Source organism: Alloalcanivorax dieselolei B5 (assembly GCF_000300005.1).
In the GTDB taxonomy this organism is placed as follows: Bacteria; Pseudomonadota; Gammaproteobacteria; order Pseudomonadales; family Alcanivoracaceae; genus Alloalcanivorax; species Alloalcanivorax dieselolei.
In genome coordinates this window covers 1,681,606-1,694,890 of record NC_018691.1, presented here as the reverse complement: position 1 = coordinate 1,694,890, position 13,285 = coordinate 1,681,606, and the positions used below count along the sequence as shown (strand labels likewise).

14 protein-coding genes are annotated in these 13,285 nt (G+C 63.5%); 4 read left to right on the top strand and 10 right to left on the bottom strand.

Annotation, left to right across the window (positions count from 1 at the left end; translation table 11 throughout):
• Positions 1-223: 223 nt before the first annotated feature.
• A complete protein-coding gene (locus B5T_RS07755; protein WP_014993936.1) occupies positions 224-874 on the top strand; it encodes a glutathione S-transferase family protein in 651 nt (216 codons plus the stop codon).
• Here B5T_RS07755 and B5T_RS07750 read toward each other — a convergent pair whose 3' ends face one another.
• From B5T_RS07750 to ccmA, 9 genes are all read right to left on the bottom strand, one after another.
• On the bottom strand, positions 875-1,405 hold the full coding sequence (locus B5T_RS07750) for a GDYXXLXY domain-containing protein (protein WP_041716934.1): 531 nt from the start codon (positions 1,403-1,405) through the stop codon (positions 875-877). It abuts the gene before it with no gap.
• Positions 1,398-2,642: a DUF2157 domain-containing protein gene (locus B5T_RS07745; RefSeq protein ID WP_014993934.1), complete on the bottom strand. Its 1,245-nt coding sequence runs from the start codon at positions 2,640-2,642 to the stop codon at positions 1,398-1,400. The genes B5T_RS07750 and B5T_RS07745 overlap by 8 nt, the downstream gene beginning before the upstream one ends.
• A gap of 274 nt (positions 2,643-2,916) precedes the next feature.
• Positions 2,917-4,404 carry a RimK family alpha-L-glutamate ligase gene (locus B5T_RS07740; RefSeq protein ID WP_014993933.1) on the bottom strand — a complete coding sequence of 496 codons (1,488 nt, stop codon included), beginning with the start codon at positions 4,402-4,404 and terminating at the stop codon, positions 2,917-2,919.
• A 105-nt stretch (positions 4,405-4,509) separates the two neighbouring features.
• Positions 4,510-5,685: a PQQ-dependent sugar dehydrogenase gene (locus B5T_RS07735; protein ID WP_081586842.1), complete on the bottom strand. Its 1,176-nt coding sequence runs from the start codon at positions 5,683-5,685 to the stop codon at positions 4,510-4,512.
• The gene (ccmE, locus tag B5T_RS07730; RefSeq protein ID WP_014993931.1) at positions 5,630-6,088 is read right to left on the bottom strand and encodes a cytochrome c maturation protein CcmE; all 459 of its coding nucleotides are present in this window, start codon (positions 6,086-6,088) and stop codon (positions 5,630-5,632) included. Before ccmE ends, B5T_RS07735 begins: the two co-directional genes overlap by 56 nt.
• The gene (gene ccmD / locus B5T_RS07725; protein WP_014993930.1) at positions 6,072-6,269 is read right to left on the bottom strand and encodes a heme exporter protein CcmD; all 198 of its coding nucleotides are present in this window, start codon (positions 6,267-6,269) and stop codon (positions 6,072-6,074) included. The genes ccmE and ccmD overlap by 17 nt, the downstream gene beginning before the upstream one ends.
• Positions 6,269-7,018, bottom strand: a complete 750-nt coding sequence (ccmC, locus tag B5T_RS07720) for a heme ABC transporter permease CcmC (protein WP_014993929.1) — start codon at positions 7,016-7,018, stop codon at positions 6,269-6,271. Before ccmC ends, ccmD begins: the two co-directional genes overlap by 1 nt.
• A 55-nt stretch (positions 7,019-7,073) precedes the next feature.
• Entirely contained in the window at positions 7,074-7,745 is a 672-nt protein-coding gene (ccmB, locus tag B5T_RS07715; protein WP_014993928.1) for a heme exporter protein CcmB, read from the bottom strand.
• Positions 7,742-8,347, bottom strand: a complete 606-nt coding sequence (gene ccmA, locus B5T_RS07710; RefSeq protein WP_014993927.1) for a cytochrome c biogenesis heme-transporting ATPase CcmA — start codon at positions 8,345-8,347, stop codon at positions 7,742-7,744. Before ccmA ends, ccmB begins: the two co-directional genes overlap by 4 nt.
• 107 nt (positions 8,348-8,454) lie before the next feature.
• Here ccmA and B5T_RS07705 point away from each other — a divergent pair, with 107 nt between their 5' ends.
• The gene (locus tag B5T_RS07705) at positions 8,455-8,925 is read left to right on the top strand and encodes a CYTH domain-containing protein (RefSeq protein ID WP_014993926.1); all 471 of its coding nucleotides are present in this window, start codon (positions 8,455-8,457) and stop codon (positions 8,923-8,925) included.
• A 340-nt stretch (positions 8,926-9,265) separates the two neighbouring features.
• Complete coding sequence (gene sugE / locus B5T_RS07700; protein WP_014993925.1) at positions 9,266-9,580, top strand: quaternary ammonium compound efflux SMR transporter SugE; 315 nt, start codon at positions 9,266-9,268, stop codon at positions 9,578-9,580.
• Here sugE and B5T_RS07695 read toward each other — a convergent pair.
• Positions 9,564-10,490 (bottom strand): LysR family transcriptional regulator, encoded by a 927-nt coding sequence (locus B5T_RS07695; protein WP_014993924.1) that lies wholly within the window; start codon positions 10,488-10,490, stop codon positions 9,564-9,566. The two genes, sugE and B5T_RS07695, sit on opposite strands and share 17 nt — an antisense overlap.
• A 228-nt stretch (positions 10,491-10,718) precedes the next feature.
• Here B5T_RS07695 and metE point away from each other — a divergent pair, with 228 nt between their 5' ends.
• Positions 10,719-13,007 (top strand): 5-methyltetrahydropteroyltriglutamate--homocysteine S-methyltransferase, encoded by a 2,289-nt coding sequence (metE, locus tag B5T_RS07690; protein WP_014993923.1) that lies wholly within the window; start codon positions 10,719-10,721, stop codon positions 13,005-13,007.
• The last annotated feature ends 278 nt before the right edge of the window (positions 13,008-13,285 follow it).

Below are 13,285 nucleotides of genomic sequence, written 5' to 3'. Positions count from 1 at the left end.
TTCCCCTGGCCGACACTGTTCGTTCATAATCCGTCCAATCTCGGCGATTCCGACGGTTTTCGCCTGACCGGGCGGTCCCCTGTTGACCCTTCCGCGACACTGCTATATGCCTGTTACCCCAGCCGCCCGTCGGATTCACGGGTTGAGATCCGCCTGCGGCCGGCCCGCTTTCGAGCGGGCCGCACCAGGCTCAACATCACAATATAGAGACCGGGAGACCCCAATGACCATCAAATTGTATGGCGCCATGCTGTCGCCGTTCGTGCGCAAGACCCGTGTGGTACTGGCCCTCAAAGGCTTGGAACATGAGGCTGTCAACGTGGACCCGCGCAACGCACCGGACTGGTATCGGGATCTCAACCCACTCGGGCGCATTCCCGCTCTGGATTACGACGGCCAGATTCTCGCCGATTCCGGGGTAATCTGCGCCTTCCTGGAGAAAAAACACCCCGAGCCGTCCCTCTACCCGGAGGATCCCTACGAGTACGCTCGCACCCTGTGGTTCGAGAAATTCGGCGACTACGAACTGGGCGTCAACTGTACCTTCGGTGTGTTCTTTAACCGGGTGGTACGGCGTCTGATGGGCAAGGAAGCGGATGAAGCGGCGGCGCAGAAAGCGCTGCAGGGCGCGGTACCGCCGCTGCTCGAGTACCTGGATCGGGAACTGGAAGGCAAGACCTACTTCGCTGGCGAACGGCTCACCGTCGCCGACATCGCCGTGGCCAGCCAGTTGGTGAACTTCCAGCATGCCGGTGAAGGGGTCGATCGGTATCCCAACCTGGCCGCCCACAAGGAACGCCTGCACGCTCTGGAGCCGTTCACCCAGACCATCGCCAAGGAAAGCGGCTTCCTCACCAAGGTCCTCGGCGGCTGATCAGGGCTGCTCTCCAGCTCCTTCGCCCGTGCCCTCCCCGGTGTCCTCCACGGACACCAGGGCGGCGCGGCCATCGGCGGCGATACGCACCCGGGCCAGACCACCCTGGCGCAGCCGCCGCTCCAGTTCCAGCGCCTTTTCCTTGGGCGCGAAATAGGCTTCGATGCCGTATTCCACGGTTACCGACCCCACCCGTACCGCACGAATATGCCCGCGAATGAAATCACCCGGCGGCGGCGAGTAACGGGTCTCCACCGCTTTCCATACCCGACCTTGCCGACGCAACTGCACATACACCTCGCGCCCTACCCGCGGCACCCCTACCTCCGGCATCGGTGCCTCACTGATGTCGTAGCGCAACCGGGCATAGTTGCCGCGCAACAAATCGCGCGGATCCACCGGCACCGTGCGCAGCACCACTTCGTTGCCGAACCAAAGCGGGTACTGCGCATAGCCCAGCAAGCCGAGCAGCACCAGAACCTGCAACACCAGCGCCGCCACCAGGGCGCGCAACCGCCAACGTCTAGTCATGGGCCACCTCCGGATCGCGCTGGCGCCAATAGCGGGCGCCACCGTAGAGAATGCCGGCCATGACCAGGAACAACAAAGCCGCGCCCAGGTAGTCTCCAATCAGATCGAGGTAACGCAACATCGCCAATACCGCCACCGTGCCCAGACCGGCGAAGAAACGGCGCTGGTCGGTGCGCAACAATCCCTGGCGTATCCAGGCCATGGCCACCAGCAGGACCACCAGATTGGCCGCCACGGTCCAGTACAGGCTCTGTTCCGGCCGGCCCAGGCCATGCACCAGCAGCACCCCGGCCAGCGCCAGCCAGGGCAGGATGCCACGGGGCTTGAGGGCGATCGCCGCCAGCAGCAACGGCAGCGCCGCCCACAACCCCGGATCCAGCCAGCCCCAGTGGCTGTGCAGATAGTTTTTCCAGAGGCCCTCGAACGTCAGCGGCAACAGCACCAGCAACGACAACCGCCCAAGCCACGGCAAGGGCGCCCAGCGCGAGTCCTCACGCCGTTCCAGCCGCTGGCAGAGCACCTGGGCGAGAACCAGCAGGGCGAGATTGAAGGTCAGGTGACCGGCCCGCCAATGGGGCCCGAAATCGGTGTGGAACACCCAGGACAACATCAGGTTGAGCCACAACACCAGGGCCGCCAGCACCGGCAGCATCACCACATTGGAATGGCGGCGCCAGGCCAGCCAGCCGGCCACACCGAGAAACACGATGCCAGCCCAGGGTGGCGAGAACGGAGTTTCCATCACCATCCACAGGGCGGTGAGCGCCACCAGCAGCAGTGTCACCAGCAGGCGCCGGGAGAAAAAGGCCACCGGCAACGTGCCGATCATCCACAACAGCACGCCGTTGGGGAAATGCTCGCCGAGGTGGTACATCTGCCCCACCAGCATGATCGAAGCGCCATAGCAGACCGCACCGAGAAACAGCCAGCCGCCCCCCTCGCCATGACGCCCCCAGCGCCACAACCCTACCCCGTTGGTGGCCACGGTGAGGGCCAGCAGACCGGCGAAGCGCACGCCCCTGGGCAGGCCGTCCCAATGGGCGGACACCACCAGCAGCAGCGCCAGACCGATGAATAACAGAGCACAGGCGGTCAGCACTCGCGCCCCCAGGGAGTCGCCACTGGCTTCCAGCCCCGTGCCATAACGGGCCAGAATGCGCCGGGCCTGATCCTCCTCGATCAGCCCCTCGGCCAGCCACTGTTGCATCTCCCGGCGCAGCGCGTCTTTACGTATCACGTTGTTCCCAATCCTTTTGGTGCGGGCTTCCAGAGCATGCTAGCACGCTGGGTGCTCAGCCTTACCGTGATCGTTCAATCCCCGCGCCAATTCGCTGCCCAGGCAGCTTCCCACAGCGGCCTCGTAGCCTGAATGTTGATTCGAAGCGAGCAGTTTCAGAGTTCGTGGAGAGGCGGCGATGGGGGTTCCAGGACCCTGCTTTTCGAGTGTCCTGGAACCCCCATCGCCGCCTCTCCTCACCGGGCAAGTGGCACTAAAATGTGCAAACAGGTGCTCAAAGCGGCAACCCCAGCCGCCGCGCCTCCATGCGGCGCAGGAATTCGAGCATCACCTGCCGGTACAGGTCCTCGCCCAGCCACAGGTCCTCGACGCTGGCATCAATGTTGGGATTGTCGTTCACCTCCATCACCACCACCTGATCGCCGGACTGCTTCAGGTCCACGCCGTACAGGCCGTTGCCCATCAGCCGGGCGGCCTTGAGCGCCACTCTCAGCACCTTCGGCGGCACTTCGCGGATCGGTACCGTGCGCGCGTTGCCGGAGGCGGTTTTGCCGCCGTCCTTGTGATGATAAATCTGCCAATGCCCCTTGCTCATGAAATACTGGCAGGCGAACAACGGCCGATTGTTGAGCACGCCGATGCGCCAGTCGTAATCGGTGTACATAAACGCCTGGGCCAGCACCACGGCGGACTGTTTCAGATAGCCATGCAGCGCGTTGCCCAGCGCCTCTCGGTCCTCCACCTTGCTAATGCCGCAGGAGAAACTGCCGTCCGGGATCTTCAGCACCATCGGCAGTCCCAGTTCCCCGATCAGGCTGTCCACCTGTTCGGCGGTGTCGCTGAACACAAACGCGGTGGGCGGCACCGGCACGCCATGGGCCTGCATCAGTTCCGCCAAATAAATCTTGTTGGTACAGCGCAGAATCGAGCGCGGATCGTCGATCACCACCATGCCTTCCTGCTCCGCCTTGCGGGCGAACTGATAGGTATGGTGGTCGATAGCGGTGGTTTCGCGAATGAACAGGCCATCGTATTCGCCCAGACGGGCGTAGGCGTCGCGGCCGACGATTTCCACCTTGATGCCCAGTTGCCGGCCGGCCTGCATGAACCGCTTCAAAGCGGCGCGGTTGCTCGGCGGCATGGCTTCCTCGTCGTTCACCAGCATGGCCAGGTCATAACGTTCACCGCGGCGCCGGCGCGGGCTGCGCCAGACACGGGCATTGAACTGCTCCAGGGCACGGGCGAAAGCGTCTTCCTGGGCGCCCTTGACCTGTTTCAGACTCGGCGTCTTGATCGCTTCCAGGGTCCATCGCTCCCGGCGCCGGAACGACACCCGCAGAATCGGACACGGCAACTGATCAAAGATCTGCCGCGCCAGTTCCGCCAGCCCTTCCTGCTCGGTTTGTCCGAAGTAGATATTGAACGTCACCTTGGTGGCGTCGCCGCCCTGCTTCTTCATCGCCTTGTCCAGCGCCGACTCGAAATGCTCGAAGTGCAGGCCGTACAGCGCCTTGTAGCTAAGGTCGTTGACCGTGCGTACCGAGGGCATGACGCGCTGGCCACGGGCCTCCGCCAGCAGCGAACAGTAGTAGCCGGGGGACAGATATTTGTAGCTGCGGCACAGATTGATCACCTGCACTTTCTTGTCAGTGCAGACCGGCTCGGAAGCCTGCAGGTAATCACGGGCGGACAGCAGATTGCGGGCGGGATAGTACGCCGCCCAATCCGCCGGGTCGTCCACCAGGATAATGACTTGGCTCATCGGGGTTCCATTGAGAAGGCTAAGGACGCCGGATGTCCGGCGTCCTTAGAATATCGCGGCTCGTGGGCCGCTCCTACAGAAACCGCCATGCCCGGTCCGAGCCGGTCAGTTGCCCTGGTAGACCACGCGGTAGATGGCGCCGGCGTGATCGTCGGCGATCAGCAAACTGCCGTCGGCGGCCTGCATGACGTCCGCCGGACGTCCCCAGCGGGTGCCGTCCTCACGCAGCCAGCCGCTGATGAATGGCTGGTACCCGGTAACCTTGTCGATGCCTTCCACGCCGACCCGGGTGACCCGGTACCCGGCCGGCGTGCTGCGGTTCCAGGAACCGTGCTCGGCGATGAAGATGTCACCCCGGTAGTCCTCGGGAAATTGCTCCCCGGTATAGAACGTCATACCCAGCGGCGCGTGATGCGCCGGCATGGTCTGCATCGGCATGGCGAATTCGCCGGGATCATGATCCTTGCCAAACTCCGGATCCGGCACCGTGCCACCGTGGATAAACGGATAGCCGAAGTGTTCACCGTCCTCGCGCACCCGGTTGAGTTCTTCCGGCGGGATCTCGTCGCCGAGCATGTCGCGGCCATTGTCGGTGAACCACAGCTGCCCACTGCGCGGATGGAAATCAAACCCCACCGAATTGCGCACCCCGCGGGCCACCGTGGTCATTTCCCCCGAGTCCGGGTCATAGCGTTGGATGGTGGCGTAGGGTTCTTCCCGGTTGCAGATGTTGCACGGTGCCCCCACCGGCACGATCAGTTTCCCTTCTCGGTCGAACGCCAGATACTTCCAGCCGTGATGGGAATCGGAGGGAAATTGGTCCGTCACCAGCTCCAATGCCGGCGGATCGTCCAGATGATCGAGAATGTCCGGCAGCGCCAAAATCCGGTTCACCGCCGCCACGTAGAGGGTGCCGTCGCGATAGGCGATCCCGGAGGGCATGTTCAGCCCTTCCGCCAGCACCCAGGTGCGCTCGGCGCGGCCATCGCCATCGGCGTCGCGGATCGCGTAGACCTTGCCCTCGTCACGGGAGCCGGCGAACACGGTGCCGTCCTCGGCCTGGGCCAGTTGCCGGGCGTTGGGGACGTCAGCGGTGAACACCGTCAGTTTAAAGCCTTCGGGCAGGGTCAGGCTGTCCACCGGCAGGGACTCGGCCAGGCCCGGGGCGGCGAAACCGAGCAACAGGCCGGCCAGCCAGCGCCGGCCGTGAATGGCGGGAAGATCGCTATGAGCCCGCGGCTTCCTTCCGCGCGCCGGGGTGTCCTGCTTTTTCCAAGGCATCTTGAACCTCCGGAGGCATGTAGGTCTCATCGTGTTTGGCGAGCACTTCTTCCGCCTCGAACCGTTCCCGGCTCACCAGCGTGCCGTTGGCGACGATACCCTGCCCTTCGCGGAACAGATCCGGCAGGATGCCCTGGTAATGGACGGTGAAGGTGCCCTTGCCGTCGGTGACGTCGAAAGTCACGTCCAAAGTGTCGGGGTCGCGAACCACCGATCCCTCCATAACCAGACCCCCCACACGCATTTTAGTGCCCACCGGCGCTTCGCCGCTGACCACCTGCTGCGGGGTAAAAAACAGATTGATGTTCTGACGCAGGGCGTACACCGCCAGGGCGGTGGCCAGGGCCAGCCCCAGAAACACCGCCAGCACCACGATCAGGCGCTGTTTACGAACCGGATTCATGTTTTACCTCTCGGGATTCGCGTCGCCATTGACGAGCCACTTCCTGTCGCACCTGAGCATGCTTGCGCGCCGCCAACACCATATTGATCACGATCAGCAGTGCACAGATACCGTAAGCGCTCCAGACATAGGGACCATGTTTGCCCATGGCCAGAAACTCCGCGAAGCTGTCGAAATACATCAGTGCCCCTCCACCAGTTTGCGTACCCAGCCGCTGCGGCGCTCCCGGCTCAATACCTCGGCCCGGGCCCGCATCAGTACGTTGGCGGCGTACAGCAGCCACATGCCCAGCATGCTGATCAGCAGCGGGTATTTCATTGCCGGGTTGATGGAGGATTCGCTGAACAGATTCAACGTCGCCCCCTGGTGCAGGGTGTTCAGCCACTCCACCGAATACTTCACGATCACCACGTTGATCACCCCGACCAGTGCCAGCAACGAGGCGGCACGGGCGGCCTGGCGGGGATCGCGAATGGCGGACTGCAACACCATCACGCCGAGATACATGAACAACAGGATCAGCATCGAGGTCAGCCGCGCGTCCCACTGCCAGTAGGTGCCCCAGGTGGGCTTGCCCCAGATCGCGCCGCTGATCAGGGACACCGCCGCCAGCACGGCGCCGAACGGCGCCAGCGCCTTGAGCATGACCTCGGCCATTTTCATCCGCCAGACCAGGCACACCAGCCCGGCCACGCCCATGGCGATGTAGCCCATCAGGGCACCGCTGGAAGCGGGAACATGCAGATAGATGATGCGATAGCTGTCACCCTGGTAACGCTCCACCGGCGCGTAGGCCAGCCCCCATACCAGGCCGATGGCCAGAATGATCAGCGCCAGCGGCCACAGCCACGGCAGCACCACGTCGGCGAACCGGTAAAAATAGCGGGGCGAGCCCAGTTGGTGATACCAGCGTTTCAGAGTGTTCCACATAACGTCGACTCTTGTTGTCATCGGCCCCAGCGGTTGTCGTCATCGACCCCGGCGGTCAGTCTCCGGCGCTGATACGCAGTCCCATCGCCACCGCCAGTGGCCCCAGACTCAGCGCCAACGCCAGCAGCGCGCCCAATACTGCCAGCAACCCCTGAGTGGGAGAGCCGTCCACGGCGGCGCGCACCACACCGGCGCCGAACACCAGCACCGGAACATAAAGCGGCAGAATCAGCAGCGCCAGCAGAATGCCGCCGCGATTCAGACCCACGGTCAATGCCGCGCCGATGGCGCCGATCACCGTCAGCGTCGGCGTTCCCAGCAGCACGCTGTAAGTCAGCGTCGCCAGTGCCGACACCGGCAGCTGCATCATGTAACCCAGCAACGGCGCCATCAGCGCCAGCGGCAGACCGGTCAGCAGCCAGTGCGCCAGCAGCTTGGCCGACACCGGCAGCACCGACACCACCGGCGCCGTCAGCATCTGATCCAGGGCACCGCTTTCCTGGTCACGGCGGAACAGCCCGTCCAGCGACAGCATCACCGCCAGCAGCGCCGCCACCCAGACCACGCCCGGTGCCACCAGCGCCAGTAATTCCGGCTTCGGCGACAACCCCAGCGGGAACAGACTGACCACCACCATGAAAAAGAACAGCGGCTGCACCATATCCGCCGGGGAACGCCAGATCAGGGTCAGTTCCCGGCGCAGGGTCGCCCACCAGGGTCCGCTCATGCCGGCGCCTCCGTGCCCAGATGCAGCCGCCGCACATCATCGCCGACCCGGTGGTGGGAGGTATACAGCACTAAAGTGCCGTTGCCGGCGGCATCGCGTATGCGCTGGTCCAGGCGCGCCACGCCGTTCTGGTCGATGGCGGTGTAGGGCTCGTCCAGCACCCACACTTTTTTCGGCGCCAGCCACAACCGCGCCAGCGCCACCCGACGCTTCTGCCCGGCGGAGAGATGCGCCGCCGGCACGTCTTCGAAGCCGTACAGGTCCACCGCGTCCAGGGCCGCGTCCACGTCCCCCGGCTGGTTGTTCAGCGCGGCACTGAAACGCAGATTCTCACGGGCGGTCAACTCTTCACGCACGCCGGGCTGATGCCCCAGATAGAGCAGATCCGGCGCCAGCGGCGAATGCCAGCGTACCTGACCTTCATAAAAGCCGTGCAGCCCCACCAGAATCCGCAGCAGAGTAGTCTTGCCCGCCCCGTTGGCGCCGGTAATCTGCCAGATCTCGCCGGCGCGGGCCTGGAACGCCAGATCACGGAACAGCACGCGCTCATCCCGTTCGCACTGGAGCTGCCGGACGGTCAGACGAAGGGAGTCACTGCTCATGGGGCTCCTGATCAGGAAATAACAGGCGTTGGGCTGGGTTCGGCGGCGCAGTATAGCATGTATTTACGCTATTATTGGTGGGACAAAACGGCATACGGGGAGAGCCCATGGGCATCGAAATCGAACGCAAATTCCTGGTCCGCGACAGTGCCTTTCTCGATACCCTCGACGGCGAGCGTCTGACCCAGGGCTATCTCAGCCACGACAAGCGGGCCACGGTGCGGGTGCGGCTCAAGGGCGACAGCGCCTGGCTCACCATCAAGGGGGAAACCCACGGCGCCAGCCGCAGCGAATTCGAATATCCGATCCCGCCGCGGGACGCCCGCGCCATGCTCGACGAACTGTGCGGCGAAGGCGTCATCGACAAAACCCGCTACCTGGTTCCCCACCAGGGCCACACCTGGGAAGTGGATGTCTTCCACGGCGAAAACCAGGGCCTGATCGTCGCCGAACTGGAACTGGACCACGAAGACCAGACCTTCCCCCTGCCCCCGTGGATCGGCAACGAGGTCACCGGCGACCCGCGCTACTACAACAGCGCTCTGAGCAAAACACCGTATAAAACAGTTGATAGTTGACAGTGGACAGTTGACAGCGAAAAGAAATGTGGAAGTGCAAAAGCCATTTGCGTATCAACAAAGTCGATTCATGCCTTTTCTGTGGGAAGCTTGCTTGCAAGCGAATGTCGCCAAGCGCCTGAACGAACCCCATTCGCTTGCAAGCAAGCTTCCCACAGCGGCTAAAGATCACCTGTTTTTGTTTTTCGCTGTCAACTGTCCACTGTCAACTATCAACTGATCCACCTATCAACTGCCTTTCCCTTGCTCTATTATGGTGCACACCCCAAGGACGACCTCGGGGCGCGGCGTTGAGCGCCGCCTGCTCCGGGGACGACCCCGCCACGAAAAGGACCTCGTCATGGCGTGGTATCTGCTGTTCCTCGCCGGTCTGCTGGAAACCGGCTGGGCCATCGGGCTCAAATACACCGAAGGTTTCACCCGCCCGCTCCCGACCTTGCTCACCGTCACCGCCATGGCCATCAGCTTCTGGCTGTTGTCCACGGCGATGAAAACCCTGCCAGTAGGCACCGCCTACGCGGTGTGGACCGGCATCGGCGCCACCGGCGCGGTGATTCTCGGTATCGTGCTGTTCCAGGAACCGGCGACACCGGCCCGGTTGCTGTGCGTGGCCGCCATCGTCGGCGGCATCATCGGACTCAAGCTGATAGGTTGACCCGCCGGATGCCGGACAGGTTTTTGAAGCACAGCGCCTCGGCGGTCTCCATGAAATCCTGAATAAAGGGCACCGTCTGATCCCCCTGGCGTACCGCGGCATACAGGGTACGCCAGACCCCTTCCTCGCCCAGCCTCGCACTTTTCACCAACCCCAGATCGAGATACTCGGTCAGCGCCCAGTTCGGCAGCGCCGCCACGCCACGACCGGCGGCCACCAACTGCACCATCATCGGCGTCAGCTCGGCGGTGCGCACCGAGCCCGGCGCCACCCCGGCCGGGTCGAGGAAGGCGGTGAACACGTCCAGCCGTTCACGCTCCACCGGATAGGTGATCAAGGTCTGCTCCGCCAACGCCCCGGGTTCAATAAAGCGCCGCGCCGCCCATTCACTGTCACGCGCCACCGCCAGCACCAGTTCGTAGCGGAACAGCGGCAGGTAGCACACCGCCGGGTCGCCCACCGGATCCGAGGTCACCACCATGTCCAGATCGCCCCGGGTCAGCGCGGTCAGCGGCTCGAAGCCGAAGGCGGCGGACAGATCCAGCTCCACTTCCGGCCAGTCCTCGCGGAACCGGTCCAGCGCCGGCATCAGCCACTGGAAGCAGGAATGGCATTCGATGGCGATGTGCAGGCGACCGCTATCGCCGGCGGAGAGCCGCTTCAGTTCGGTCTCGGTTTTCTTCACCAGCGGCAGGATCTGCCGGGCCAGCGCCAACAGGCGGCTGCCGGCGGTGGTGAACCGTACCGGCCGCGTGCGCCGCACGATCAGTTCCAACCCGAGCCGGTGCTCCAGATCTTTCAACTGATGGGACAGGGCGGACTGAGTGACATGCAGCCGCTCCGAGGCTTCCACCAGGGAACCGGCGTCGTCGATGGCCTGCAGGGTGCGCAGATGGCGCAGCTCCAACATGATCAGACGCTCCCACGCAGCACGCTGGCACGCCTGGACGCTAACAATAAGCGTCTTGCTTCAATCATCTCAATCATGAGGATTCCTCATGTTCAACTTTAAATATTTGATTTTGCCTCACATCTCAAGGGTCGCACAATGCTTCTCACTCCTGCCTGACGCCGGACGCCCCTGGCGTGTCAGCGTGCGGGCGTGTTGCGTGTCAGCGAATTTTTTAAAGGAACCATCATGACCACCTTGCACAATCTGGGCTTCCCGCGCATCGGCGCCCGCCGGGAATTGAAACAGGCACAGGAAGCCTACTGGGCCGGCACCTTGCAGCAAAGCGAACTGGAACACGTTGGCCGCAGTCTGCGCGAACGGCACTGGGCCCTGCAGGCGCAGGCCGGCATCGATCTGCTGCCAGTGGGTGACTTCGCCTGGTACGACCAGATTCTGGAATTCTCCTGCCTGCTCGGCGTGGTGCCGGCGCGCTTCGGCCACGACGCCGATGCCGACGTGGATCTGGACACCCTGTTTCGCATGGCCCGTGGCCGAGCGCCCACCGGCACCCCGGCGGCGGCCTGCGAAATGACCAAGTGGTTCGACACCAACTACCATTACATCGTGCCGGAACTGGCCACCGATCAGAACTTCCGCATCGCCCGCGAAAGTCTGTTCGAGCAGGTCGAGGAAGCCAAGGCCCTCGGCCACAATCCGAAACCGGTGATCCCCGGCCCGCTGACCTACCTCTACCTGAGCAAGGGCGAGGACTTCGACGGCGCCGACGACAGCGCCAAGCTGGCTTTGCTGGATAATCTGATTCCGGTTTACCGCCGGATTCTGCAGCGGCTGGCGGACCAAGGCGTGCAATGGGTGCAGATCGACGAGCCGATCCTGGTGCTGGATCTGCCCGACGCCTGGCAGCGCGCCTACCTGCGGGTCTATGACCAACTGGCCGCCGCCAGCGCCGCCCGGCTGCTGCTGGCCACGTATTTCGGCGCGCTGAAGAACAACCTGTTCACCGCCCTGGAACTGCCGGTGGCCGGCCTGCACCTGGACCGGGTACGCGGCGATGACGATCTGGAACAAGTGATCAGCCGGCTCGGCGACAAGGTGCTCTCCCTCGGTTACATCAACGGTCGCAATATCTGGCGTACCGACCTGGATGCCGCTCTGGCGAGGCTGAAACCGCTCAAGGAGGCACTTGGCGACCGCTTGTGGCTGGCGCCCTCCTGCTCCCTGCTGCACAGCCCGGTGGACCTGGACCAGGAAGACAAGCTCGATACCGAACTGAAAAGCTGGCTCAGCTTCGCCAAACAAAAGCTGGACGAACTGGCCCTGCTGGGCGGCGCGCTGGACGACGACGCCACCGCCGAGGCGGGCCTGCGGGCACAACGCCAGGCCCTGCGGGCACGCGCTGAATCAATCCGCATTCATAACCCGGCCGTGGGCGAGCGGATCGCCGCCAGCGGTGATGTTTCCCGTGATCGTCTGAGCCCGTTCGCTGAACGTATCGCCAAACAACAGGGCGCGCTGAAGCTGCCGGCGTTCCCCACCACCACCATCGGCTCCTTCCCGCAGACCCGGGAAATCCGCGAGGCACGCCGGGACTGGAAAGCCGGCAAGCTCGATGACACCGCTTACACCGAACAGATGAAGCAGGAAATCGCCCGCTGCATCCGCTATCAGGAAGAAGTGGAACTGGACGTGCTGGTGCACGGCGAAGCCGAACGCAATGACATGGTGGAGTATTTTGGTGAGCTGCTGGAGGGCTTCGCCTTCACCCGCTTCGGCTGGGTGCAGAGCTACGGTTCCCGTTGCGTGAAACCGCCGATCATTTTCGGCGACGTGCAGCGTCCTGATCCGATGACGGTGGAATGGGCCCGCTACGCCCAGTCCCTCACCGACAAGCCAGTGAAGGGCATGCTCACCGGTCCGGTGACGATTCTGCAATGGTCCTTCGTGCGCGACGATCAGCCGCGCTCGGAAACCTGCAAGCAGATCGCCCTGGCCCTGCGTGACGAAGTACAGGATCTGGAAAGCGCCGGCATCAAGGTGATTCAGATCGACGAGCCGGCCCTGCGCGAAGGCCTGCCGCTGCGCCAGGGGGACTGGCAAGCCTACCTGGACTGGGCGGTGGACTGCTTCCGCCTGGCCACCGTGGGGGTCGATGATGACACTCAGATCCACACTCATATGTGCTATTCCGAGTTCAACGACATCATCGAGGCGATCGCCGCGCTGGACGCGGACGTCATCACCATCGAGACCTCCCGCTCTAATATGGAGCTGCTGGATGCGTTCCGCGACTTCCAGTACCCCAACGACATCGGCCCGGGGGTGTATGACATCCACTCCCCCAACGAACCGGACGTGGCCTGGATGGTGGGTTTGATGGAAAAAGCCGCCGAGCGGCTGCCGAAGGAACGGCTGTGGGTCAACCCGGATTGCGGCCTGAAAACCCGCAAGTGGGAAGAGACTCAGGGCGCCCTGGCCAACATGGTGGCCGCCGCCAAGCAATTACGGGCGGGGTAAAAGGTCCATCGTGGATTAACGGGACTTAGTTAGTGCCTCCATCGGGGGCACGGGTCTGCACGGAGGCCTTCCGGGATCGCTGTAAATACATCCCTGTAAGCTCCCGGTTTGACGTCCCTGTCAAACAGGGTCCCGGAAGGCCTCCGTACAGACCCGCTTCGAGTGAGCCGCCGCGTTCCGGGCCCCAACAATGACGAACCTTTCAGGAAAGGGAAAACCACTCCATTCTGTCGTGGTGTCTCGGCGACGGCCGGAAGGACTCCTGCGCTTCGCTTACC